Origin of the sequence: Aliirhizobium wenxiniae (assembly GCF_019511445.1) — a bacterium.
GTDB classification, from domain to species: domain Bacteria; phylum Pseudomonadota; class Alphaproteobacteria; order Rhizobiales; family Rhizobiaceae; genus Neorhizobium; species Neorhizobium wenxiniae_A.
Genome location: NZ_JAEUAN010000008.1, coordinates 205,206 through 229,753 on the forward strand (window position 1 = coordinate 205,206; position 24,548 = coordinate 229,753).

A 24,548-nucleotide genomic window follows, 5' to 3' on the forward strand; every position below is an offset into this window, starting at 1 on the left:
AAACAGCAGAATGCCGCCCGTTGATCCCGGGCGGATATTCCACTCCTTTTCTCCAGATAGCATAGCCGAGAGCCACCAAATGCATTCTCCCGACTTGTCGCTCTTTATTCAAACCCCTGCGCTGAGAAGTCTGTCGTCGACGAATTTCTTGGCACGAGGGACATCGTCTTCGTCAAGATGCTCGATGATAAGCGGGATGTTCGGATGCAGCCGCGCCAGACGCTTGACGTAGAGATCGTAGTTCAAGACGCCAAGCCCTGCGGCGGGCAGTTCCACCGCACCCGCACCACGGAACGTATTTGCCTCCGGGCCTTCGATCTCGACATGTTTTTCACTGGTATCAACCGCACGCTTGCAGTCCTTGGCGTGAGCGATCTTGATCCGGTCACCCAGCGCATCGAACATGGTGTTCAACGTCGCATCCACGTCGTCGATATTGGTGCCGTCGAAGTAATTCGTCGGATCCATCAGAAGCCCGAGACCGGGATGAGGCAGGTGGGCAAACAGGCGCAGCAATTCCGGCGCAGAACCGATGACGTTGTTGACGTAGTTTTCGACGAGAAAGACCGCGCCGTGGTCATAGGCTTCCTGTGCCAGTTCCGCGATCACGTCGAGCGCTTCCTGGTATCCCTCCTCCGTCTCGTTACGAGCGTGATGAACCCAGTCGCTTTCGGTGTTGAACGTGCCGGTTTCGGAAATGACGTAAGGTGTGCCAAGGTCACGCGCGTTTCGGATGATCTCCTTCAAGGCCCCAACCCTGCGGCCACGTTCTTCGCGATCGGGATGCGTAATGTTGGTATAGCCTGAGATGGCGCATATCGGCAGGTTCGCCCTTCGAAAGGCGTCGCGCACCGCATGGCAGTTTTGCCGCGTCACATTGCCGGGCGAAAAATCGATATTTTGAATGACAAGTCGAGTTGTACGGTGCTGAATCCAAGAGACTTTATCCTGTCGATGACAGTTTTGAGGTCATATGGAAAATATCCGCTGAAAATGCCAACGGGGATCATTCTGGTCTCCTTCCCTCTATCGTCTGATTATGATGAATTGCGGCTCAAGCGAGCATCTCGTCGATGATTTCGCCAAGAGGTACCGTTCGCTCCTCCGCGATCGAGCGATAACAAGCCTCGACGCAGGCGAGCGTCTTCAAATTGTCCCGACCGGAGATCTCCGGTGCCGTACCGTTTTCGACAGCCCTCAGCAGTTGCGCCATCGTTCCGGCGAAAGCGTCCGGGAACCACACCTTGTCCCAGGCCGGTGTGATCCATCCGGGTCCCAGCTTGTTTGACGTAAATGTCAATATGCTAGGTGAATGAGCGGGATAGCTCGGCCAGCCGATCATTCCCTGCGCCAGTCCCTCAGTGCCGACGACCCGCCATTTGATGTAGATATCCTTCTCGGTTTCTCCGCCCGGCCATGCCCAGACATCGTCGAGGCTGGACGCCAGAAAATCGTCGTCGTACTTGAAAGTATATTGGGAAATGCCGTCGATATGCCGGAAGCTGGTGCGCGGATCGCTGCGGGTGATCGCGGTAATCTTCGCCGGATCTCCGAACAGATAGCGGAAGGCATCGATGTGATGGATGCCCATGTTGAGGATTTCCACCCGGTCGTAGCGGCGCAGAAAATCCTGCCAATGCGGGATGGCCCGCATTTCGATCGTTGCCAGCACACGGTCCCCGAGGAAACCGTGGTCAAGCAGCGACTTCAACGCCCGTATCGACTGGTCGTAGCGCATGTTTGAATTGACGCCGAGCGGTATCCCGGCAGCTTCGCAAAGCTCAACGATCTCGCGCGCCTCGGGCAGGTCCATGGCCAGCGGTTTCTGGGCAAGGATCCCGCGAATATGGTTGGTTTCCTTGACCGCCTCCCGCACGATCTGAAGCTGCTGGTCCGGCGGTGCAGCAATATCCAGGATCTCGATATTCTGATCCCGGATCAATTCCTGCCAGCTGTCGTAGACATGAGCAATACCGCGTTGCCTTGCCACTTCCTCCGATTGCGCCCTGTCCAGCGACGTAATGGCATAAGGCGTAAAGCCGACATCGTTATATGCCACGAGGTGGCAGTCCCGCATGATGAAACCCGCGCCGATGCAGCCGATGCGAAAATCCTTGCGCTTGGGCAACTCCGGATCGATCCTGAGGTTGAGTTCACTTACGATATTTCTGGTCATCAAATCCTCCCACTTTAAAATGGCTCCCCGCCTTCCGCCTTAAGGGTGAAGCTTCGGAACCACCTTGTTCTCAATCATCGAACGCCGCTGCACATAGGCCGGCAGGATCTTCGTGTTCGAGTTCGGGCCAAACCAGGCAAAGGGGTCTGTACTGGCGACCAGGGCGATATTGGCCCAGGCGTTGAAGGATCCGGAGCGGATAATAACCTTGGCGCGGCGGGCATAGTCGGTGCACAGGGCCTCGTGTGACGTGCCCTTGAACAGGGCGCCGGCGCCGGTATAGATTTCCTGCAGATTGGCATAGAGGTCCGGGTTGAACTCCGGGACTTCGGACGCAAAATGCACTTCCTCGACAAAGATTTCCTGGCGCAGCACGCGCAGAATATCGAGCACGTCCGGCTTGCCGTCATAAAAGCCGAGATCAATCCGATTGGCCTGAGGCGGGATCGGAAATCCCGCATCGGTTACAAGTACGATGTCTGTATGGCCAAGGGTCGCAAGTGCCTGAGCCAGCTGCGGATGCAGTATGCGATTGGGTCTCATGGTCTCCTCCGTTTAGTGTATGAAAGCTGTCCCTCAGGCAGCATTCTTGAGAAATGTCTCGACGTCTGCGCGGGTGTGGTAAGAGGGCACGGTCTCCCAACGCGTGCAGCACAGGGCAGCAACGGCCGACGCGAAGCGTGCCGCATCTTGCAGCGACCTTCCTTCTGCAAGCCCGACCGCCAAACCGGCATTGAAGCTGTCACCTGCGCCGTTGCTGTCGACATGGGACACTTTGAAAGCCGGAATGACGAATTTTTCGGTCCGACTGATGCCGACGACACCCTTCTCGCCGAGCGTCATCACCACAGCTCCACAGCCAGTTTCGATCAGTCGCAGGGCGATGTCGTCATTGGACGCGGGATCATCGGGAGCAAGGCCCAGTGCCAGACGCGCCTCGGTCTCGTTAGGAGTCAGAACATCAATCATCGACAGGTCCCGACCGACCAGATTTTGGGCAGGAGCTGGATTGAGAATGGTTGTGGCGCCGATATCCTTGGCGCGCGACAACCCATAGAGAGCCGTTTCCAGCGGAATCTCTAGCTGGGCGACAGCCACGGCAGGTGCACCGATCCGTAGAAGTGCGGCATCGACATCCTCGCGGGAAAACAGGGCATTCGCGCCCATGTCCACCACGATAATATTCTACGCCGCATCATCCTTGACGATAAAGCCTGCGCCCGTCGGGCGCTCCGACGTAACACGTAGAGCATCGATACCGATGCCTTCGGCATTCATCAGGTCGATGAATTCCACGCCGAAGGCATCATCGCCAACAACGCCGACAAAGTCGGTCCGGCAGCCGAGGCGCGCAGCCTGAACGGCCATATCCGATCCCTTTCCGCCGAAAGTCTGGCGGAAATTCCATCCGAGCAGGGCTTCGCCCACGATCGGAATACGCGCTGCCGTCATGACCAACGCCTTGGCGTAACTGCCAAAAACAAGCACTGACATAGTGTTCTCCACCCACCCAGCCATGCACTGACGCCTGTCTGTCAGTAGCCGGCAAGACTTCCCTCAAGCCTGTCAACGATCGAGGGACCGGAGCTTGTGCCAACGAGTTCCGCACCAGCCTCGAAAAGTGCGATCATCTTCTCGCGGGTGTTGACCTTGCCCGACACCTTGACCCTGCAGGGGGCGTTGATGTTGGATTTGAGAATCTCGACATCCTCGACTGTCGCCGCGCAGCCGCCCGTGCCCCAGCCGCTCGACTGCTTGACCCAGTCGATGCCGGCTTCATCGGCATAACGTGCCGCCTTTGCCTTCAATTCCGGTGTGGTGATGTAACCGAATTCCAGCATCGCCTTGACGACGATGCCTTCTTCGTGAGCCACGCGCGTGACTTCGCGCAACTCCTGCGCATATGCCGCATCCATGCCACCCAGAAGAAGGCCCGGGTTAGGGGGGAAGTCGAACTGATCGGCACCTTCCTTCGCCAGAAGCCGGACAACCGCCAGCTTCATCTCAAGCGTATCGTTGGCCATTGGGAAATTGACGGTGGAGGCGACCTTGACGCCCGTGCCGGCCAGTTCCTTCTTCGCAAGAGATACCCAGCACGGGGCTATCATGGCGGCATCGAAACCGTGGCGCGCACAAATCTCAAGATGTGCGATCAGTCCCTCGCGCGTCAGGTCGGGGTTCACATTGGTAAATTGGATCGCCTTGGCGACCTGGTGGCGGTCTGTGAAATCAATCATCCACACATCTCCTCTCGTTTTGATGGAGGCAGCGTAGCAATGACTTTGTCCGCCGTGGATGGCGCGACGTCCCAAAGATATGGACAAAAGTCTCATTCCATTGCGGTTAGGAATGAGCGGCATGAACGGCCTATGTTCAGCGCATCGAGCGACGGAATTCGCTCGGTGACAGGCCTACACCCATTCTGAAATCCCGTGAAAAATAGAGCGGATCCTCGTATCCGACCTGATGGGCGATGGAGGCGATCGGATCGTCGGTTTCGACCAACAGACGCTTGGCGTGAGCAATACGGTAGCTACGCAACCATGTGTGAGGTGTCTGGCCGAACGCGGACTTGAACAGGCAAAACAGATGAGATTTGCTCACGCCGCAAATCTCACAAAGCCTGTCGACATCCCAGGCATCGTTATAGTGGAGGTGAATTTCCTTCATCAGCCGCGCAAGTCCTTTGTGGCTGGCGGCTTGCGGCTCCAGCAATTGCGTGCTGCGGCTTTGAAGAAGCCGCTCGATAAGGCTCGCGGCGAGCGTCTCGCCGGCCGCTGCCGCCAGCAGCGAATGCTGCTGGATCTGCGTCAGGCAGGCCTCGATAAGCAGACGAACCTCATCGGGGTTCGCGAAGCGAAACACCGGCTCGGACTCGACCGAAAGGATGGTCAGAAGCTGGTTCAGATTGGCGCTTTCGATCCGCACCCACAGGATTTCCCAGGGCTGATCAGGATCGGGATAATGGGCGTGAGGCACCTGAACCGGAAGCCATGCCAACATGTTCTTTTCGACGCGGTGGACCTTATTGTGGAAGCGCACATGACCAACCCCGCCCAGGCAGAAGATGAACTCGTGGCCCGGAACGTTGTTACGTGAAATCCGATACTCCGGGGCGGTCCTTATATGGCCGGCTCGAAGAATGCGGTAATTGAACGGCGTAGTCGGGCTATCGAGCCCTGAATAAAAGGACCTTAGAATTTCGGTCTTGCGTAACCCACTCTGTGTCATCGATGAAACTGAGTTCTCACGTTTAAGCGCCTGGAATATCGATAGGCCATTCCTGGATTGTTGACAGACGTGCACCCTCTCGGAAAGCTGGTCGGAAGAAATCAGCCAGGACAAACAGTCACACACGGGAAACAAGGCTGCCGAGCGGCCGGGATCGTTTCATCCGCTTACACAAAATCTTGCACCTGCTGCCAGCGGCATGAAGCCGATCTCCGAACGGCTCAGTTGTGTTGTGCTGTTTCCCCGGCAGGCTGCACCAGCCTGATCGCAACCTTCGTCGAAGCGTCTTCTTTCCGTAGCTGAGAAGGAAGCGGCGACTACGATGATACGTCCAGCATGACCCAGGACTGCTCCCCGACCTCGGTTGGCGGTATGTTGCCGACGAGCTTTGACACCGCCGATGTGATCGAGGGAGCTCCTTTCACCTTTCGGGACGGCAAGCTGGACTTGCAAAAGGGATCCTGCCTTGGCGTGTCACTCGACCGCCAGAAGCTGGCCGTTCTCGCAGCCCTCTATGAGCAGACAGCCATGAAAGAGCGCGACGGCTCCGCCTACATGAAGCTCTTAGACCCCGCCTATGAACGGCGTGTGTCGCGTGGTGATAGAATATCTATCTCAGGCCAACGTCAGACGGCAAGAAAGCCGCCATCGACATTGATGACGGTGCCATTCACCATGGCCGTCTCGGGCGACAACAGCATGGCGATGGTTCGGGCGACATCATCCACCTCCGCAAAACGTCCAATCGGATGGCGGACCATCATCGGCTCGGATTTTGCCGGATCACTCCATGCGGCCAGCGCCAGTTCCGTCAGTGTGATCGTCGGGGCAACCGCATTGACGCGGATGCCGTGCGGACCGAATTCCTTGGCAAGCACGCGCGTGGCCCCTTCGAGACCAGCTTTGGAGGCTGCATAACAAAGGTGTTCGGCAAAACCGCGATGCCCGGCAATCGAGGTGATGTTTACGATCGCACCTCCGCCACCGGCAGCGACGCGGGCCCGGCCGAATTCCTGGCAGGTGATGAGGGCCGCCCGCAGGTTGATGCCCATGACGGCTTCATAACCCGCCTCGGTCATGTCGAAACTCGATTCCAGCACGTTGATGCCTGCGCTGTTGATGAGGAAATCGGCAGTGCCTGCCTCGGCCATCGCCCGGCGTGTTGCAGCCGGATCGGCAAGGTCGACGGTAATCGATCGGCTGCCGATCTCGTCGTAAAGGCTGTCCAGATCGGATACCGTGCGGCCAAGCGCGATGACCTCCGCGCCGCGTTCGGCCATGATCTTTGCGCAAGCACGGCCGATGCCCTTGCCTGCACCGGTAATGATGACCGATTGTCCCTGGAACTGCATGGTATGTCCTCCCTGATATGAAATGGCCGGCGAGTTAACGAGACGTCGCCGCCAGCAATGGTTCCATGTCGTCACGCACGGCGCGCGCGAGCGTTTGTATCTTCAAGAATGCCTGGTAACGCGCCTCGTGCAGCGCGCGGATATTGCCCGTGGCCGGCTCACAGCGGCCTGCAACTGCCGACATTGCAGGCATCGCCGCCTGGAGATCCGGATAGGTCTTTGCAGCAACTGCCGCCAGCATGGCCGATCCGAGCAGGACCGGTTCCGGGCAGGCTGTGACTTCGACCGGAATGCCCGTCGCATCGGCAAGAATCTGGCGTGTCAGCGGATGGGTCCCAGCCCCGCCAGAAACTGAAATCGTAGACACGGAGATTCCGTTTTCGCGCTGGATATCGATAATCTGGCGGAGGCCGTAACCAAGTCCGCACAAACCTGCGATATAAAGGGCAACCAGATTGTCCGCACCGTTCTCCATCCCGAGGCCCATCACCACTGCACGGGCCGACGGGTCGGCAAACGGCGCGCGATTGCCGAGAAATTCCGGCACAACCTGCAACTGTCCTGCAAGGCCAACGGCATTTGACGGATGTTCGACGGAAGCCAATGCCCGTTTGGCCAGCCACTGCGGTAGACCGGAGCCATCGCGTTTTGCGGCCTCCCTGGCCTCCTTAGCAAAAGGATGCAAGCCGAGCAGCTGGTCGATGGCCGCGCCGGCGGCGGATTGCCCGCCTTCGTTCAGCCACATGCCCGGTACCATGGCCGAAAAATACGGCCCCCAGACGCCCGGCACAAATTTCGGCTCGGCGGTTGTCGTCATCGTGCAGGATGAGGTTCCGAACACATAACCGAGGCAAGCGGACGCGTCCTGAGCCCCTCCCCTGGCAGCGACAGTACCGATGCCGCCAGCATGGGCGTCGATCAATCCTGTGCCAACCGCAATGCCGGGCCGCAATCCCATCGCTTCGGCAGACTCGTGGGTCAAACCGGTACCAAGCGGCGTGCCGGGATGCACGATACGATCGCCTATCCGCCGAAACCCGCCATTTGCCAGATCTTCAAGACCGATCTGGCGAAAATAGCTTTCATCCCAGCGATCTTCGTGAGCGAGATAGGTCCATTTACAGGTGACCGTGCAGGAGGATCGCTCCAGAGCCCCAGTCGACTTCCAGGTTAGGAAATCCGTGAGATCGAAGAAATACCGCGCACTGGAATAGACGTCGGGCCGGTTCTCTTTCAGCCAGAGAAGTTTGGGCGTCTCCATTTCCGGCGAGATCACCCCACCGACATAGGACAGGACCGCATGCCCCGTCGCATTGATGCGCCGGGCCTGGTCGAGCGCCCGATGGTCCATCCACACAATGATATCGCGCTCCGGATAGGCCGGATCGCCGACACCGCTCGACGCCCCCTCCACCACCAGCGAGCAGGTGGCGTCGAATCCGAGCCCGGCCACAGCCGCTGGATCAATAGCAGCTAATGCAACCGCATCACGGATGGCAGTGCAGACCGCCTGCCAGATCTGCGCACTCGATTGCTCGACATGGCCATGGTCGTCACGAAAGATGAGGAGATCATGCTTGGCGGAGGACAGCATCGTGCCCGCCGCGTCGAATATGCCGGCGCGTGCCGAACCTGTGCCGACGTCAACGCCTATAAAATAGCTGTCCAAGACATCCTCCCTTTCGCTGCAATCGCTGCGCCCGGCTCAATCGGGGCGCAGCGGAATGTTCCAAGCTGCCTCAGACGCGATCGAAATTGGTCGGCAGAACCAGCATGTCGCGGATCGTTACGTTGCGATTGCGGGTCAGCATGTATTCGATGGCATCGGCAACTTCGCTCGGTTCGATGATGCTGCCGGACTCCTTGGCCTTGCGCAGGTTCTCCTCCGGCCAGTCGGCAAGAAGGGCTGAAAGAACCGGACCAGGAGAGACCTGTGCAACGCGGACCCCGTGAGGGATCATTTGCCGGCGCATTGTCTGCACGAAGCAGGTGACCGCCCATTTGGAACCGGCATAGACCGGCTCCCAATAGGTCGGGAAATGACCGGCAATCGAGCAGGTTACGATGATGTCACCTGTCTTGCGCTCGCTCATATGCGGCACGACGGCGTGGACGTTCTTCATGACGGCATTGACGTTGAGGTTCAGCATGCGGTCGATCTCTTCCGCAGTGGTCTCCGTCAGATCGCCGCCGATATAGGTGCCGGCATTGCAGTATAGGATGTCGATATGATCGACCTTCTCGAGGATTTCCGGTACCATTGCCGCGCAGCTCTCGGCATCCAGAAGATTGGTGACCTGCGCGATGGCGTTTTTGCCGAGCTTGGCTGTCAGGTCGCTCAGCGCCTTCTCGTTCCAGTCGACCATCACCACCGTGCAGCCGTTGGCCAGAAGCTTTTCGGTGGTTGCCAGGCCAATGCCCGAAGCGGCGCCCGTAATGACAGCGATCTTGCCTGCCAGTGATTGAGCCATGTCTTTCTCCTGAGGTTATGAAAAGTCGATGCGTTTTCGGTCAGCGCCATTCGCGGGCGATGTAGATGGCGAGCAGGATGATGAAGCCGCGGATGATGTCCTGCAGATACGGATTGATGCCCATCAGGTTCAGGCCGTTGTTGAGGATGCCGAGCAGGATCGCTCCGATCAGCGTGCCGAGGATGAGGCCGCGACCACCGGCAATCGCCGTACCGCCGAGAACGACTGCAGCAATGGCGTCGAGCTCGAAACCGACACCCGCATTCGGTTGACCTGACATCAGGCGGCCGGTGAGGATGATGGCGGCAAGGCCGGCGGTCAGGCCCGAGATGGCGTAGACGGCAAGCTTGATCCGTCCCGTCTTCACGCCGGACAGTTTTGCTGCCGTTTCGTTGCCGCCGATCGCATAGACATGGCGGCCGAACGCGGTGCGCTCCAGAAGCACCCAAGCGAGCGCATAGACGATGACCATGGCGATGACCGGTACAGGAATGATGCCGATGCGGCCGACGCCGAACCAGGAAATCCACGAGGGCAGGCCCGAGATCGGATAGCCGCCCGAGTAGATCAACCCGGCGCCGCGGGCGATGCCCATGGTGGCCAGCGTGACGATGATTGCCGGCATGCGCCCCCAGGCGACCAGAATGCCGTTGAACAGACCAAGCCCGATCGCGATCGCGATACCGGCCAAAAGCCCCGCCCAGCCCGGCATGCCGAAATGCACCATCAGCCCGGCTGCCATCGTTCCGGCGAGCGCCATCAATGCGCCGACGGACAGATCAATGCCGCCGGTAAGGATAACAAAGGTCATGCCGACAGCAAGAATGGCGACGATCGACACCTGCCTCAGAACATTGAGAATGTTCGAGACGGAAAAGAAATTGTCGGAGGCAAAGCCCATCAGGATCGAAACGACGATGAGACCTGCCAGCGGCAATGCCAATGGCGAATGGAGCATCGATTTCCAGATTGGAGTGGTGGAGGCCTGTGCCTGCCCGCCGGTGATAGCGTCCGCATCATGCGACATGTTTTGTCCTCCCGGTTGTTGCATGGGTCATGATCTGCTCGGAAGTGATGGCGTCGCCCTCAACGGTCGCGACGATGCCTCCGGAGCGGAAGACGCAGACCCGGTCGGACATGCCGATGACTTCAGGCAGTTCCGACGAAATCATGATGATGGAGTAGCCCTGGGCGGTGAATTCGCGCATGAGCTGGTAGATTTCCGCCTTGGCACCAACATCGATGCCGCGGGTGGGCTCGTCGAAAATCAGCACCTTCATGTTGTGGTTGATCCAACGGGCGATCACGACCTTCTGCTGGTTCCCTCCCGACAGGGTATCGACCCGCGCGTGAGGGCTCGGCGCCTTTACCCGGACACGCTGCATGGCTGTGCGCGTATCCTCCAGTTCACGGCTGCGATTGATGAAGAAATGCCCCAGCAGATACTTGCCGTAATTGTTGAGCGAGACATTGTGCAGGATCGGGAAGCTGGTGATCAGCCCCTGTTCCTTGCGGCTCTCCGGCAACAGGCCAATGCCTGCATCCAATGCTTCGGAAGGATCTGCAAACCGGATCTCCACGCCATTGATCAGCAGCTTGCAGCGTGTGGCGCTATAGGCTCCCAGCATGGCAAGTACTGTTTCCGTGCGCCCGGAGCCGACCAGCCCAGCAAAACCCAGGATTTCTCCGGCACGCAGGGCGAAACTCGAGACCGGGCCGCCCTTGGCAAGCTGGACTTCCGCAACTTCGAGAACGATACTGGCGTCGGCCGGAATGATCGGTTTTGGCGGAAAGCTGTTTTCGATCCGGCGTCCGACCATCATCTCGACGAGCCGCGCCTGATCGACATCGCTGACCGCACAGGAGGCGACATATTCGCCGTCGCGCAGCACCGTGATGCGATCGCAGATCTCGAAAATCTCTTCGAGGTGATGCGAGATGAAGATGATCGCCACGCCCTGAGATCGCAGGCTGTGCATGACATGGAAGAGATGCTCGACTTCGGCCGGGGTCAATGTCGCAGTAGGCTCGTCAAGCACGAGAATGCGGGCATCGAGTGCCAGAGCCTTGGCGATCTCGACAAACTGCTGTTCGGCAACTGAAAGATTTCGGATCGGCACATCGAGCGGAATGGCAATGCCAAGCTGCTTCATGATCTCGGCAGCCCGCTTGCGCATCGCAGCACGTTTCATGAAGCCCAGGCCATTGCTCAGTTCGCGTGCCAGAAACATGTTTTCGACAGCGTTCAGGTACGGAACCAGCGAAAACTCCTGGAAAACGACACCGATGCCCGCATCGATCGCCTCGTTATAATCGCTGAAATGGCGCACCTCGCCATCGAGGCGGACTTCGCCTTCGCTCGGCCTGATCAGACCGCAGAGAATCTTCATCAGCGTCGATTTACCGGCACCGTTCTCGCCGAGAAGCGCATGGACCTCACCCGCCTGAACGGTGAGATCGACCCCGTGCAGGACTTCGATCCTGCCAAAGCTTTTCTTGATGTTGCGGAGTTCCAGCATCGGTTCCTCCCATGCTCGAATTGGAAAAGTCGCCCCCGCCATAGTGGCGAGGGCGCTGGGGAGGCGCTTACCAACTAAAGTCGGCAGCGTTTTCCTTGGTGACCGGGCGGACGTCGATCGGCACTTCCTTCGGCACGACGCGAGCGCCCCACTTCTGGGCAAGCGCCATCGCCAGGCCAACGCGCACCTGATCGCGCGGGAACTGCGCAGTGGTCTGGATGAAAGGCGTGCCGTCGGCGATTGCCTTGACCGCTTCCGGAGCACCGTCGACAGAGGTCAATTTCACGTCGCGGCCGGAGCCTTGGATGGCAGCGAGAGCGCCCATGGCTCCGCCGTCATTGACGGAGAAGATACCCTTCAGGTTAGGACGCGACTGCAGCATGTTCTCGACGACGCCGAGGGCGACGGAGCGATCCTGGCGGCCGTTCTGGGTGTCGACGAGCTTGATGCCCTTGAACTCGGCCAGTGCATCCTTGCAGCCTTCGACACGCTGGAGGATCGGAACAACCGGAATGCCGTCGAGGATAGCGACTTCACCTTCACCGTTCAGCGCTTCACCGAGTGCCTTGCACGACTGGTAACCGGCATCCTTGTTCTTGGAGCCGACAAAAGTGTCTACCGGGCCATTGGCATTTGCATCGACGGCAACCACGATGACATCCTGCGCCTTGGCGGCATTGACGGCTGCCTCGACACCGGCGGAATCCGTCGGGTTGAGAAGCAAGATGTCGATATTCTGCTGCAGCATGTCTTCGACGTCGGAAATCTGCTTGGCGACGTCATGGGCGGCATCGGTGACGACGACATCCGCCCCCAGAGACTTGGCTGCCTCGTCCAGTGCTTCCTTCATCGATACGAAATAGGGATTGTTCATTTCCTGAAAGGTCATGCCGATCTTGAGCTTGGCGTCCTGTGCCAGCGCCGAGCTCGCGGCAAGCGTCGCAACGGCGATCGACAGCGCGGTCAGTGTCTTTTTCATCCGATATTCCTCCCTTTGGACGACGGCAGGCAACACCTGTCCGTTTCCGGAAAGCACCATGCTCCCCGAATTGTTTTCCCCGAGCCGGGGCATTCAGTTGTCTGGCCTATTCGGCGGCTTTAAAGGCTCCATTGGCCGCGAAAGTCGCGCGGAATTGCGAGGGCGACATTCCCTTCAGTTTCTGGAAATGCCGGTTGAAATTCGAAAGGTTGGAGAAGCCTATTTCGTAGCAGATCTCGGCAACTCTCACCTCCGGACGCGTCAACAGCGCCAGGCAGGCGAGATCGACGCGCAACTGGTTCTTGTAGCGCACCAGTGTCGTGCCGGTATGGCGCTTGAAGGCCCGCGAGAACGAACTTGGGCTGTGGCCGACAAGATCGGCCAGATCACGTTCATCGATATTGTCGGTCAGATGTTCGCGTAAGTGCGCGATCGCACGGTTGATACCGCTCTCGTTGATGTGTGACAGGTCGAGTTCGTAACTCAGGCTTGCCAGGACTTCCGGTTCCGGGGCTTTCGCCAGGACATCGAGAATCTCCCAGAAAAGCGCGAGACGCATCAACCCACGCGTTTCGATCAATCGCTCGATCAGCGGCCGCACCGTGTTGCTGGTTGCATTGTCGAAAAGGAGCCCACGATGGCTGCGCTCCAGCAAAGGAGCGATCGCCTCCATCTCCACCATGCCGGCAATGCTGTCGTCGATGAATTTCTGCGGGAATTGAATGACGAGCGACCGTGCCGGAACGATTTCATCGGGCTCGATGTCGGAAATCCAGTTTTGCGGCAGGTTGGGGCCGGTCACGATCAACTGGCCCGGCTCGAACCGGCCGATGTGATCGCCGATGTAAAAACGACCGGAGGTCGCAACGACAAGATGGATTTCATATTCAGGATGATAGTGCCAACGGACCGTCCGAAACGGATAGCCATGGGTCCACGCGGCGAAGGTTTCGCCTTTGCGGATATGGACCAGTTCCAGATCGGGTTGCACAGCGTCTCCTCCTACCGAGCGCACATATCAGTGGCAAAAATCTGCAAACCTCCGCTTTGCAAATTTGACCATTGCCAAGATCATAACCACTGATTTTCCGGGCTATCTACATCATGGCAAAAAATTAACTGATACTTTTTTGACAATACCGTGCTCGACGTGACCCGGCCAGACAAAACGGGTAGGCAACGGTCGCTTTAGCATCACTGAGAACCGGGAAGGGACAGAAAGCCCCGATTTAGCCATCGGACGCACTTGCCATGCCCGGGCACGCCTAGCCTACCTCGCCCCGACACATGACATCTGAGCCAGGATGGGTAAACGCTGTTTGTCCTCCGACACGGATATCATCCGCGGAACCCATGTCACTTTGGGTTGTCAGCCGATACCATTTTATCTGGCGCAAGACCTCATGCCGACAACGCGTCCAGATCAGGCACCTCCCAGCCACGGCCAGGCATGGCCGACAAAAGCTGGCGTGTATAGGCATCCTGGGCATCGCCAAAGACCTGATCGACCGTACCGCGTTCGACGATCTTGCCATGGCTCATCACAATCAGATTGTCGCAGATTTGCGATGCGACGCGGAGGTCATGCGTGATGAAGAGGATCGTCAGCCCCATGTCCCGTTTGATATCGGCGAGAAGCTGGAGGACTTCCTTCTGGACCGATACGTCAAGAGCCGAAACCGCCTCGTCGGCGATCAGCACCTTCGGCTCGACCATAAGTGCCCGCGCGATGCAGATACGCTGGCGCTGGCCGCCCGAAAATTGCGACGGATAGCGATAGAGCGCCTCCTCTTCCAAACGGACGATCTTCATTAGCCGCTTGGCCCGCTCCCATGCGACATCTCGCGACACGCCGAAATTCATCGGCGCCCCGATCAGTTGCTCACCGATCGACCGGCGGGGATTGAGGGACCCGTATGGGTCCTGGAAGACGATCTGGATATCCTTGCGGGCGGCACGAAGGCTCTCGCGTGAGCCCTTCGCGAAATTGCGGTCACCGATCCAGATTTCGCCTTCGTCGGGATCGAGAAGCCGGATCAGGCAACGCACAAGGGTGGTCTTGCCGCTGCCGCTTTCACCGACGATACCAAGGGTCTCACCTTTACGGACAGTGAAATCCGTCGGGTGAAGCGCGTGCACCGTCCGTGCCTTGCGCGTCAGCGTGCGACCCAAATGGAAGGTCTTGCTCAGCCCCTTCACCTGCAGCGCGATCTCCTCCTGCAGAGGAGGAGCCGCCCCTTCCCGCTTGCGCGGTACGGCGGCAATCAACTGCCTCGTATAGGGATGCTGCGGTTGGTTCAGGACTTCTTCGGCCGTCCCCTGCTCGACCACGATACCCTTCTGCATGACGATGACACGATCGGCGATCTCCGCCACCACGTCGAAATCATGGGTGACGAACAGAATGCCTGCATTGTGGGTCGTCTTCAACGTCTTGAACAGCGACAGGATCTGCGCCTGCGTCGTTACATCGAGCGCAGTTGTCGGTTCGTCCGCAATCAACAGCTTCGGGTCCATCGCCAGCGCGATGGCGATGACGATGCGCTGACGTTGACCCCCTGAAAGCTGATGCGGATAGCTCGCATAGACCCGCGGCGGATCAGGTAGCCGCACCTCTTCCAAAAGCGCCATCGTCCGCGCCTTGCATTCGGCGCTCGAGAGCTTCGTATGGGTGCGGAAAATCTCCTCGATCTGGTCGCCGACGGTAAAACACGGGTTGAGGGCCGTCATGGGCTCCTGGAATACCATGGAAATGCGTTTGCCGCGCAGGCCTGCATGCTCGTGGCGTGACATCTTCAAAAGATCCCGTCCCTCGAACAGCATCTCGCCGCCGGCAACCTTCAGCGCTTTCGGCAACAGCCCCATTGCGGTGAAGGCCGTCACCGACTTGCCAGAGCCGCTTTCCCCGACCACGCAGACGATCTCGTTTGGATACATGTCGAAGGATAGCCCGCTGACTGCATGCAAGCGGTCACCGCTTGCGGGCAAATCCACAGTCAGGTTGCGAACAGAAAGGAGAGGCTCTGTCATCGCTGCAATTTCCCTTCACCGATATCCCAGAAGAGACCTGCCATGATCTCGGTAGCCTCCTTCGCGACGCTGACCATCATGTGCTCATCCGGTGCGTGCTGCGAGCAGGACGGATGTGAATGCGGGATCCAGATCGTCGGCAGGCCGAGCGTTTCGGCAAATACCTCGTTTGGCAGTGAACCGCCGAAATTCGGCTGCAAGGCAGGTTCCTTGCCGGTCGTTTCGGTAATCGACGCGACGGCGAGACGCGTCCAGGCATTGTCCGGGTCCGTGCGTGTCGCACGGAAAAAGCCGCGGTCCATCGGCTCAATCCGGATATCCTGGAAGCCGTGAGCATCGAGATGCTCGCGCAGCGCCGGCAATATCCGTTCGCGATCGACGCCGACGACGTAACGCAGCTGGCAGGTTGCTTTCGCCGAACCCGGAATGGCGTTCACCGGTGCTTCCGGACGGCCGCAGGTATAGGCCAGCACTTCGAAATTGCACCATCCGTAGACCTGCTCGGCACCGACCAGATCCGGCTCGCCCCATGTCGGGTCGATCTGAGGATCATCCGGTCCGAGCTCCAGCTCGATCTTTTTCAGGGCAGCGTGAACATTTTCCGGAATTTTACCCGGCGTCCACTCGCGGATGGCGATCCGGCCCTTGGCATCCGTAATCGTTGCCAGCGCATGAGCCAGCCGGATGCCGGCATTCGGCAGGAGCCCGCCCCAATTGCCGGAATGATGTGCCCCCTCGCGAAGATCGCAGATCAGGTGAAATCCGTGGCCGCCGCGCGCACCAAGGAACACGGTCGGGACATGTGTCGAAACGCGGGGGCCATCAGAGGCGATCAGTACATCGGCTTTCAGGAGTTCCTTGTGTTCCTCGGCCATTTCGGCGAGCCCCGGAGAGCCGCTTTCCTCGCCCATCTCGATCAGAACCTTGACGTTGAAACCGAGGTTGCCGCGCGCCTTCAGGACAAGACCGAGAGCCGCAAGATTGATCGTGTGCTGGCCCTTGTTGTCGACGGTTCCCCGACCGTAGATACGGTCACCGGCAAGCGTCGCATCCCAGGGGCTACGGCCTTCTTTCCAGTCCCCTTCCATGCCCCAGAGCACGTCACCGTGCCCGTAGGTGAGGATTGTCGGCAAAGCCGGGTTTTCAATTCTTTCGGCGAACAATGCCGGAATACGGGCGAGCTTGGGGTTCGGCAGGACCTCGCAACGGAAACCCATGCCTTCGAGCAGGGGCCGCATCTGTTCATTCAGATAGCGGAGATGATCAGGACCACTGTCGTCACGCGGGCTTTCCGATGGGATCGAGAGGCGCGCCTGCAGGTCTGCGAGAAATGCGCCATCGTTAACATAGGCACCGGCGGCTGCGATTACATTTGAACGGGTCATGTGGATCTCTCAGTTTCTTTTGTCGGGGGCCATCGCGTCACGCAGACCGTCACCCATCATGTTGATTGCCAGCACGAGCGCGCAGATCGCCGCGCCCGGGATCAAGATGAGCCAGCTGTCGAACAGCAGATATTGCCGTCCCTCCGCGACCATCAAACCCCATGATGGCGTTGGAGGTTGAACGCCAAGCCCGAGGAAGGACAATGACGCTTCCAGCAGGATCGCATGCGCCATCTCGAACGTGGCGATGACGGCAAGCCGATCGAAGATATTCGGCAGGAGTTCCCTGAACAGCAGCTTGGGCGTGGAATAGCCCATCGATTGCGCCGCCTGGATATATTCCTGGTTGCGGATCTGCATGACCGCCGAGCGCATGACGACGGCGAAACGGTCCCATAGCAGCAGACCGAGCACCAGCACCACGACCATCAGCGATCCGCCGAACAGCGCGACCACTGCGAGCGCCACCATCACAACGGGCAATGTCAGCCGCGTCATGATGAGAAAATTGATCGCCAGATCGACCTTGCCGCCGAAATAGCCGGCCAGCACGCCCATCACCGTTCCGATGATACCCGAGCAGATCACCGTGAAGATGCCGATCAGCAGTGAGATCCGCGCACCGTAGATGATGCGGCTGAGATAATCGCGGCCAAGCCCGTCGGTTCCAAGGGGATGGGCCCAGTTGCCATCCGACATCCAGAAGGGCGAAACGGTTCGCCTGAGCATGTTCTGCGCGAGCGGATCATAGGGAGCAATGAGCGGCGCCAGGATAGCCATGGTCACGATCAGCCCGAGGAGAATGGCGCCGAACAGGAAACCGGGATTTGCCATCGCACGCGCGAAAAATCCTTTGCGTCGTACGGTGCCCGCCTTGGGCAGTGAGAGGTCGAGGCTGGTCATGAAATACGTATCCTCGGATCAAGCCAGGCATTGATGAAATCGGCCGCCAGAACGACGATGATGTAGAAGACTGCCACGATCAGCAGCACGGCCTGAACGACCGGCAGATCCATGCGGGAAATTGATTCCCAGGCGAGGAAACCCAGTCCGTTGATACCGAACACCGCTTCGATGACCACCGACCCGCCCAGCATGTTGCCGAACTGGACTGCCGAGAGTGAAACAACCGGGATGACGGCGTTACGCAGCGCATGTTTGAAAATGATCTTCGTCGCGCCGATGCCCTTGGCCTGTGCCGTGCGAATGTAGTCCGATGACAGCGCCTCGATCATGCCCTGGCGGATCAGGCGCATCATCGGCGGCGTGGAGTAATAGCCGAGCGCAATCGCTGGCAGCACGTAGTGCTTCAAGGTCGCGGATCCCGATGGCGGCATGATCCCGAGAGTGAGTGAAAAGATCACGATCAGCACCAGGGCGAACCAGAAGTTCGGCATTGCCTGGCCAAGCACGGCGATCAGAAGAGCCGCCCGATCGATCAGGCTGTTGGGCCTCAGCGCGGCGACGACACCCAGCGGAACGGACAGAAGCAGCATGACCGCCAGCGACATGACAGCGAGCGTCATGGTTTTTGGAAGACGGTCGGCGATCAGTTCTCCGACCGGCTGGCGAAAGAAGAGGGAATTACCGAAATCGCCTTGGACGGCATTGCCGAGCCATTCGCCGTAACGAACCAGAAGCGGACGATTGAGGCCCATCTGTTCGCGAATCGCATCGATCTGGGCAGCGGTTGCTTCTTCGCCGGCAACCGAAATCGCGACATCCCCCGAAGCATTCAAGAGTGTAAAGGCCAGTAGCGAAACGGCCACGCAAACAAGCAGCGCCAGACCGATCCGCTGCATCAAGTAGCGCAGCATGTCTCACCGAATATTGGAGGGTCCCGCGCCACTGGCGGCGCGGGACGAAGCAATCACTTGTTCCAGCTCGCATCAAAGAAGCGTGGAGTTTCGTCCGGCACCGGCGTGAAGTTCAACTTGGTGTTGTAGACGTAGTTGAGCGAGTAGGTGAAAATCGGAACAGTGAAGGCCTGATCCGAAATGCGGGCCATGGCCTTGGCATAGGCCACCTTGCGGGCTTCCGGATCGACTGTCGTGTTGCCCTCGTTGAGGAGCGCCGTCGTTTCCTTGTCTCGCGCGTAGTCCACGCTCGAACCGTCGAACCAGTATCCCGGGCCTGCACTTGCATCGAGAATGGAAGACGAGCCCCATGCCTGGAACCAGATCGGTGTGCGCCCTTCGGTTCTCGCCTGCGCAATGGCCGATGCCTGAAGCATGGTGAGCTTTGCGGTGATGCCGACATTTGCCAGATCGCCGATGATGGCTTCGACGATCGGGCGATCGCGATATCCGTAGAAATCGATAGAGAAGCCGTTCGCATAACCGGCATCGGCGAGCATCTTCTTCGCCTTAGCAGGATCATAACTGTAGACGGTAGCGTCCTTGTCGATGCAACCAAACTGCGGTGGAGCGCAGGTCGCATTGATGGTCTTCGAGCCGGGCCCGATGAGCGCCTCACGAATGCCGTCGCGGTTGATCGCGTGGTTGATGGCGCGGCGAACCTCCAGCTTCTTGAGCGGGCCGTCACCGGTACGGCCGGCAGCATCAAGGCCGATAAAACCGATACGCAGCGTATCGCCGGATTCGATCTTCAGCTGGGACTGGCCTTCGAACTGCTTTACCGCATCCGGGGGCACGCGCCAGATCCAGTCGAGGTTGCCGGTCATCAACTCGATTGCCTGGGTGTTGAATTCAGCCACCCGGCGGAATTCGAGCTTCTCGATCGATGGTTTGCCCTTTACGCCGCCGAAATAATCCGGAAACGCTTCCATCTTGATGCTTTCACCGGGAGTAATTTCGGTGACACTATAAGGGCCCGTGCCGATCGGCTTTCGCGACATGCCATCCGGGCCGACTTTCGCATAATAGTCGGACGGAAAAATCGGCACGACATTGGCGAGATATTCGAGGACGGCCGGGAACACGCCCTTGGTCTTCAGGCGTACGGTGTAGTCGTCGATCTTTTCGGCGCCTTCAAGGAAGAAGATCGGCTGAACGGTCGTGTGGGTCGTGACATATTCAACCGTGCCGACAACGTCATCGGCGGTGAAATCGCTGCCGTCATGGAACTTGATGCCACGGCGCAGTATGAATTCGAGTGTGGTATCGTCAATCCACTTGAACGACTCCGCCAGATGCGGCTCGATCTCATTGGTCTTGTTATTGCGATAGATCAGCGTGTCCCAGATATGGTGCCCGAGCACGATGCCTTCGCGGATCGTATGCGTATAAAAATCGATACTGGACGGCATGCTGTCGGACGCCCAGACAAGCGAATTGTCATCTGGCCCTGCCAGAGCAGGCGCCGTTCCCAAAATCAGCATGACAGCGGTCGCGCCACCAAAAAGTTTTCTCATATTGGTCCCCTTGAAGAAGTTTCTTCGTGTGCATTTTCTGCATTTGTGGGGAGCTTAATTTTGTATACATTATTCTGTAAAGAGGTTTCGTTGGTTCAGGCCGGATTAATTTTGCGAGTCACGAAATGCGTCTAAAGCCTGAGCACCACTTGGCATTTTTTTACGCAAGGACCGGTTTTTTGCACAATATCAAGCCAATAGAGCGACAGACCTTGCACCTGAAGATCGTCGATCGGCTGCGGGAAATGATAGAGCACGGGGATATCGCTCCCGGAGCAAAGCTCATCGAGAAGGATTTGTGCGAGAGCTTCGCAGTCTCGCGAACCCCCATGCGCGAGGCCATTCGTGCACTGGCGGCGGAAGGGCTGGTGGTGTTGACCCCGAACCGCGGAGCTTGCGTCGCGACAATAACCGAGGCTCAGATACTCGAAAGCTTCCTCGTGATCGGCGCTCTGGAGGGTTTGGCGGGGGAGCTTGCCGCTCCACGCATCACCGAGGCTCAGTTAGACGATGTCCGCTCCATGCACACGTCGATGCTCGAACGCCACGCCGCAAACGATCTCGACGGCTATTACATCTACAACCGGCAAATTCACGATGCCATTTTTGAGATCGCGGACAATGAACTGCTCAAAGAGATGCGTCGCATTGTCTTTAACCGTACCATCAGATTGCGCTTCATTGCACGGATTGCCGATGATGAATGGCAGGTTGCGATAAAAGAGCACGAGGAAATGATTGTGGCGCTGGAGGCGAGGGATGGGCCGCAGCTCGGCGCAATCCTGAGGCGCCACCTCGAATCCAAAAGGGTACAGATTGCGCGCTGGCTTCAGCGGCAACCTTCAGCCTGAGATGGGCGTGGCCGAGAAACGGATCTTCACGGGAGGCGCGAAGCACGTGGCAACTGCAGGCGTGATTATACGCCACCTGCCCGTCTATTTTGACCTTCACCGCCTGTCGGTGCATTCACACACCAACGTGCCGCCAGAAAAGCCGATGCCGGCCGGCGTTACGCCGCCATCCACCGCAGGATGAATGCGAACTTGAATTGCAGGTGTCGATTGCAGGTCACCTCCTCTGTTTGAACATTCGCGCCGGGCGCAGGCTTCCGACCTGGTCGGCAACGCATGGGCCACCTGCATATTCCGGCGATGATGGCTGGAATGGCGGAATCGCACGCTGGCTCAGACTTGCGACGGGCCTCGGGCTCGATCGGGATTTTGTGGCGAGCCAGCGGGGGGGCTACCGGCCACCCGCTTTGTTGTCGGTGCCTATCTCTCATTCTGCACCGATAAAAGCCTTCTGGAAGCGGTCGCCTGTTCCGTGACCGAGCTCTTTTCGCCGGTTATCATCAGCGAGCGGGTGCCTGCCATGCTTGCAAGGTATGATTACATCAGGGAGGATATTCTCGAATATTTCAAGCCGAGGCCGGTGCAGGCGTCGCGGGATGCCGATTATGCCCTCGCCTATGTCCGGCAGGAGGCGGACACGGCGTAAAAGCAGCATGCGGTGTCGATGCTGTCGTGTTCAAATGCGATTTGCTCTGGGCCATGCTGGACGCGCTGGAACAGGCTTACGGCGAACACGGCCATATCCCGCCCGGTGCCTTCGATCCGAAGCTGCCATGATGGGATCGCAAAGGCAGCGCACCCGCCTGTCTTCCGGCTCTATCCCAACGCTGAAGCCGCATGTGCGGCAGCAATATCACGGGATCCGGCAGGCCTGGGCGCTGTTATCACCCGAAAAGGTCTTCTGGCCGGACTGACACACCGATGTCCGCTGCAATGCGCCTATTGTTCGAACCCGCTCGAACGCATGAAGGTAAACCGTGAATTTGACGTATCGGCTCCGGACAATGCCTGGGTCACGGATATCACCCACATCCGAACCTGCGAGGGCTTCGCGTACCTTGCGGTTGTCATCGACTTCTATTCCCGCCGGGTCATCGGCTGGGCGATGCAGAGCCGACAGACCACGGTCGTCGTATTGCAGGCTCTGCTCATGGCGGTGTGGAGGCGAAAGCCGAAGGACAAGGTGCTGGTTCATTCGGATCAGGGTTCGCAGTTCACCAGCATGGACTGGGCCCCGTTCCTCAAGCACCACAATCTGGTTCACTCGATGAGCTGACTGTCAATCGGCTCGGAGTGTTGACCCCTTATCGGCGTCCAATATTCACCCCCCTTTAGGCGATCAGCGCTTGGCCTGCCCGGCGCTGGCCGGGATTGCAGAGGGTAGGCCAAGTGCGGGTGATGGGTATCTTCGGCTTTAGCTTTGAGAGCGGTTCTTGAAGCGCCAGGACTCGTTTCCAGTTTCCACGATCTCACAGTGATGGGTCAGGCGGTCGAGAAGCGCTGTCGTCATCTTGGCATCGCCAAATACCGACGGCCATTCGCCGAAGGCCAGGTTTGTTGTGACGATGACCGAAGTGCGCTCGTAGAGCCTGCTGATCAGGTGGAAGAGGAGCTGGCCTCCGGCCTGCGCAAACGGCAGATAGCCGAGCTCATCGAGGATGATGAAGTCGAGGCGCGTGAGGTAATCGGCTATTCGACCTTGCTTGCCGTTGCGCGTTTCCGTTTCCAGGCGATTGACCAGATCAACGACATTATAGAAGCGCCCGCGCGTCCCGTTACGGATGAGCGCACGGGCAATCGCGATGGCCAAATGGCTCTTACCTGTTCCCGTGCCGCCGACGAGGACGACGTTGCGCTGGTCGGCAACAAAGGTGCCGGTTGCCAGTTCCCGGACCAGAGGTTCATTGATGGGCGTATCTGCAAAATCGAAGTCGTCGATCTCTTTCGCCAGCGGTAGCTTGGCGATGGTGAGTTGGTAGCGGATTGAGCGTGCCTGTTTCTCGGCGATCTCCGACTGCAGGAGGTCGCCGACAATGTGGGGCGGCTCGTGCTGCCGTTTAATGCCGTTTCCCATAACCTCGTCGTAGGCGCTGCGCATTCCGTAGAGCTTCAGCGTGCTCATCAGTTCGAGAACCTGTGTGCGTTCCATCAACTTACTCTCCTGAGCCTGTCGTAACGGGCGCAGTCGGCGACCGGCTCATGGGCAAGCCGAAGCGCATCCGGGATTTGTAGGGTGGCTGTGGGAGCCGGATCGCGGCTTCGCGCCAGAATATTGATGATCACCGAGGCCGAGCAGACGCCGTGATCGAGCGCTTCCTGGCAGGCAGCCTCAACGGCTGCGAGACCATCGGCGGGAACGACCCGAGTATGGTGACCATCTGCCGATCACCATCATCGACGCTCTTCAATCGCTTGCGGACCTTCTCCATGGCGGCTGGCAGAACCCATTCGCGGAAGGGAGCGCCGTTGCGCAAGGCACCAGGTTTGCGAGCAAGGACAGGGACATAGTGCCAGGGATCATAGACTGTATCGCCACGGCCGAAGCTGCGCTGGTGTTCCGCGACCGTCACTCCATCCTGTTTGATGACGATCCGATCAGCATAGGCATGAACCTCGACTGGGCGGCCGACGGCAGTCGACAGGACCGAGTATTTGTTGTTGTCGAAGCGGACGGTGCATGTCTTCGACACCGAGGCCGGAACGCTGTGGAAACCATCGAATGGGCCGACATAACGCACAAGACTGCCACGTTCAGCCTCGAACATCTGCCAGACTGTCTGCGCCGTCTGTTCGGGATGGCTATGGGCCTTGGCATAGGCAACGCATTTGTCGAGCAGCCAGACATTGAGTTCCTCCAGGCTTTTGACCCTGAGGCGCGGCGTGAAGAAGCGCTCTCGCACAAGACCGACCTGGTTCTCGACCTGTCCTTTCTCCCAGCCGGATGCGGGCGTGCAGGCTACGGGGTGGACGAGATAATGGCTGCACATCTGCAGGAAGCGGCGATTGTAGAGCCGCTCCTTGCCGATAAAGACGGCCTCAACCGCCGTCTTCATATTATGGGATGGACGCCTCCCTCCGAACCTTCAGAATGAAAGGCCACCAAAGGAGGAAGTCATGACATTCGAATTGCTCGCAATCGATCTCGGAAAGTCGTCGTTTCATCTGCACAGCATTGCTTCAG

23 protein-coding genes and 3 pseudogenes are annotated in these 24,548 nt (G+C 58.6%); 6 read left to right on the plus strand and 20 right to left on the minus strand.

Annotated elements, in window-relative coordinates:
- Window positions 1-108: 108 nt before the first annotated feature.
- Window positions 109-876: a sugar phosphate isomerase/epimerase family protein gene (locus tag JNB91_RS12395; RefSeq protein WP_346269316.1), complete on the minus strand. Its 768-nt coding sequence runs from the start codon at window positions 874-876 to the stop codon at window positions 109-111.
- On the opposite strand from JNB91_RS12395, the gene JNB91_RS30705 reads away from it, so the two are divergent.
- Window positions 856-1,077, plus strand: a complete 222-nt coding sequence (locus JNB91_RS30705; RefSeq protein ID WP_223218164.1) for a hypothetical protein — start codon at window positions 856-858, stop codon at window positions 1,075-1,077. The genes JNB91_RS12395 and JNB91_RS30705 overlap by 21 nt on opposite strands.
- On the opposite strand, the gene JNB91_RS12400 is transcribed toward JNB91_RS30705, so the two are convergent.
- From JNB91_RS12400 to JNB91_RS12485, 17 genes and pseudogenes are all read right to left on the minus strand, one after another.
- Window positions 1,055-2,176 (minus strand): Gfo/Idh/MocA family protein, encoded by a 1,122-nt coding sequence (locus JNB91_RS12400; protein WP_220325819.1) that lies wholly within the window; start codon window positions 2,174-2,176, stop codon window positions 1,055-1,057. The two genes, JNB91_RS30705 and JNB91_RS12400, sit on opposite strands and share 23 nt — an antisense overlap.
- Before the next feature lie 39 nt (window positions 2,177-2,215).
- Window positions 2,216-2,719, minus strand: coding sequence for a D-ribose pyranase (rbsD, locus tag JNB91_RS12405; RefSeq protein WP_220325820.1), 504 nt, complete (start codon window positions 2,717-2,719; stop codon window positions 2,216-2,218).
- A gap of 33 nt (window positions 2,720-2,752) precedes the next feature.
- Window positions 2,753-3,694 (minus strand): annotated as a pseudogene (locus JNB91_RS12410) (ribokinase).
- 17 nt (window positions 3,695-3,711) lie between these two features.
- Window positions 3,712-4,413 carry a deoxyribose-phosphate aldolase gene (gene deoC, locus JNB91_RS12420; RefSeq protein WP_220325823.1) on the minus strand — a complete coding sequence of 234 codons (702 nt, stop codon included), beginning with the start codon at window positions 4,411-4,413 and terminating at the stop codon, window positions 3,712-3,714.
- 136 nt (window positions 4,414-4,549) lie between these two features.
- Entirely contained in the window at window positions 4,550-5,407 is an 858-nt protein-coding gene (locus JNB91_RS12425; RefSeq protein ID WP_220325824.1) for a helix-turn-helix transcriptional regulator, read from the minus strand.
- A gap of 626 nt (window positions 5,408-6,033) precedes the next feature.
- The gene (locus JNB91_RS12430; RefSeq protein WP_220325825.1) at window positions 6,034-6,759 is read right to left on the minus strand and encodes an SDR family oxidoreductase; all 726 of its coding nucleotides are present in this window, start codon (window positions 6,757-6,759) and stop codon (window positions 6,034-6,036) included.
- 34 nt (window positions 6,760-6,793) lie between these two features.
- Complete coding sequence (locus JNB91_RS12435; RefSeq protein ID WP_220325826.1) at window positions 6,794-8,428, minus strand: FGGY-family carbohydrate kinase; 1,635 nt, start codon at window positions 8,426-8,428, stop codon at window positions 6,794-6,796.
- A 70-nt stretch (window positions 8,429-8,498) separates the two neighbouring features.
- Window positions 8,499-9,230: an SDR family oxidoreductase gene (locus tag JNB91_RS12440; protein ID WP_220325827.1), complete on the minus strand. Its 732-nt coding sequence runs from the start codon at window positions 9,228-9,230 to the stop codon at window positions 8,499-8,501.
- Window positions 9,231-9,270: 40 nt separating this feature from the next.
- A complete protein-coding gene (locus JNB91_RS12445; protein ID WP_220325828.1) occupies window positions 9,271-10,257 on the minus strand; it encodes an ABC transporter permease in 987 nt (328 codons plus the stop codon).
- On the minus strand, window positions 10,247-11,749 hold the full coding sequence (locus tag JNB91_RS12450) for a sugar ABC transporter ATP-binding protein (RefSeq protein WP_220325829.1): 1,503 nt from the start codon (window positions 11,747-11,749) through the stop codon (window positions 10,247-10,249). Before JNB91_RS12450 ends, JNB91_RS12445 begins: the two co-directional genes overlap by 11 nt.
- A 67-nt stretch (window positions 11,750-11,816) precedes the next feature.
- A complete protein-coding gene (locus tag JNB91_RS12455) occupies window positions 11,817-12,728 on the minus strand; it encodes an ABC transporter substrate-binding protein (protein WP_220325830.1) in 912 nt (303 codons plus the stop codon).
- A gap of 106 nt (window positions 12,729-12,834) precedes the next feature.
- On the minus strand, window positions 12,835-13,719 hold the full coding sequence (locus tag JNB91_RS12460) for an AraC family transcriptional regulator (protein WP_220325831.1): 885 nt from the start codon (window positions 13,717-13,719) through the stop codon (window positions 12,835-12,837).
- A gap of 410 nt (window positions 13,720-14,129) precedes the next feature.
- Window positions 14,130-15,758, minus strand: a complete 1,629-nt coding sequence (locus tag JNB91_RS12465; protein ID WP_220325832.1) for an ABC transporter ATP-binding protein — start codon at window positions 15,756-15,758, stop codon at window positions 14,130-14,132.
- Window positions 15,755-17,143, minus strand: a complete 1,389-nt coding sequence (locus JNB91_RS12470; RefSeq protein ID WP_220325833.1) for a M20 family metallopeptidase — start codon at window positions 17,141-17,143, stop codon at window positions 15,755-15,757. The genes JNB91_RS12465 and JNB91_RS12470 overlap by 4 nt, the downstream gene beginning before the upstream one ends.
- A 9-nt stretch (window positions 17,144-17,152) precedes the next feature.
- A complete protein-coding gene (locus JNB91_RS12475) occupies window positions 17,153-18,046 on the minus strand; it encodes an ABC transporter permease (protein ID WP_220325834.1) in 894 nt (297 codons plus the stop codon).
- Window positions 18,043-18,960, minus strand: coding sequence for an ABC transporter permease (locus tag JNB91_RS12480; protein ID WP_220325835.1), 918 nt, complete (start codon window positions 18,958-18,960; stop codon window positions 18,043-18,045). The genes JNB91_RS12475 and JNB91_RS12480 overlap by 4 nt, the downstream gene beginning before the upstream one ends.
- Window positions 18,961-19,013: 53 nt before the next feature.
- Complete coding sequence (locus JNB91_RS12485) at window positions 19,014-20,516, minus strand: ABC transporter substrate-binding protein (RefSeq protein WP_220325836.1); 1,503 nt, start codon at window positions 20,514-20,516, stop codon at window positions 19,014-19,016.
- A gap of 149 nt (window positions 20,517-20,665) precedes the next feature.
- Here JNB91_RS12485 and JNB91_RS12490 point away from each other — a divergent pair, with 149 nt between their 5' ends.
- The 5 genes and pseudogenes from JNB91_RS12490 to JNB91_RS12510 all read left to right on the plus strand — a co-directional run.
- The gene (locus tag JNB91_RS12490; protein WP_220325837.1) at window positions 20,666-21,367 is read left to right on the plus strand and encodes a GntR family transcriptional regulator; all 702 of its coding nucleotides are present in this window, start codon (window positions 20,666-20,668) and stop codon (window positions 21,365-21,367) included.
- Window position 21,368: 1 nt separating this feature from the next.
- Entirely contained in the window at window positions 21,369-21,551 is a 183-nt protein-coding gene (locus JNB91_RS31625; RefSeq protein WP_220325849.1) for a hypothetical protein, read from the plus strand.
- A gap of 267 nt (window positions 21,552-21,818) precedes the next feature.
- On the plus strand, window positions 21,819-22,013 hold the full coding sequence (locus JNB91_RS31145) for a hypothetical protein (RefSeq protein WP_262928004.1): 195 nt from the start codon (window positions 21,819-21,821) through the stop codon (window positions 22,011-22,013).
- Between the two features lie 127 nt (window positions 22,014-22,140).
- On the plus strand, window positions 22,141-22,281 hold the full coding sequence (locus JNB91_RS12505) for a hypothetical protein (protein ID WP_220325850.1): 141 nt from the start codon (window positions 22,141-22,143) through the stop codon (window positions 22,279-22,281).
- 56 nt (window positions 22,282-22,337) lie between these two features.
- A pseudogene (locus tag JNB91_RS12510) lies at window positions 22,338-22,640 on the plus strand (DDE-type integrase/transposase/recombinase); the annotation flags it as partial.
- 141 nt (window positions 22,641-22,781) lie between these two features.
- Here the strand turns inward: JNB91_RS12510 and istB are convergent.
- Window positions 22,782-23,516 carry an IS21-like element helper ATPase IstB gene (gene istB / locus JNB91_RS12515; RefSeq protein ID WP_220325838.1) on the minus strand — a complete coding sequence of 245 codons (735 nt, stop codon included), beginning with the start codon at window positions 23,514-23,516 and terminating at the stop codon, window positions 22,782-22,784.
- Window positions 23,425-24,423 (minus strand): annotated as a pseudogene (locus JNB91_RS12520) (Mu transposase domain-containing protein); the annotation flags it as partial. The pseudogene JNB91_RS12520 and the gene istB, both read right to left, overlap by 92 nt.
- Between the last annotated feature and the right edge of the window lie 125 nt (window positions 24,424-24,548).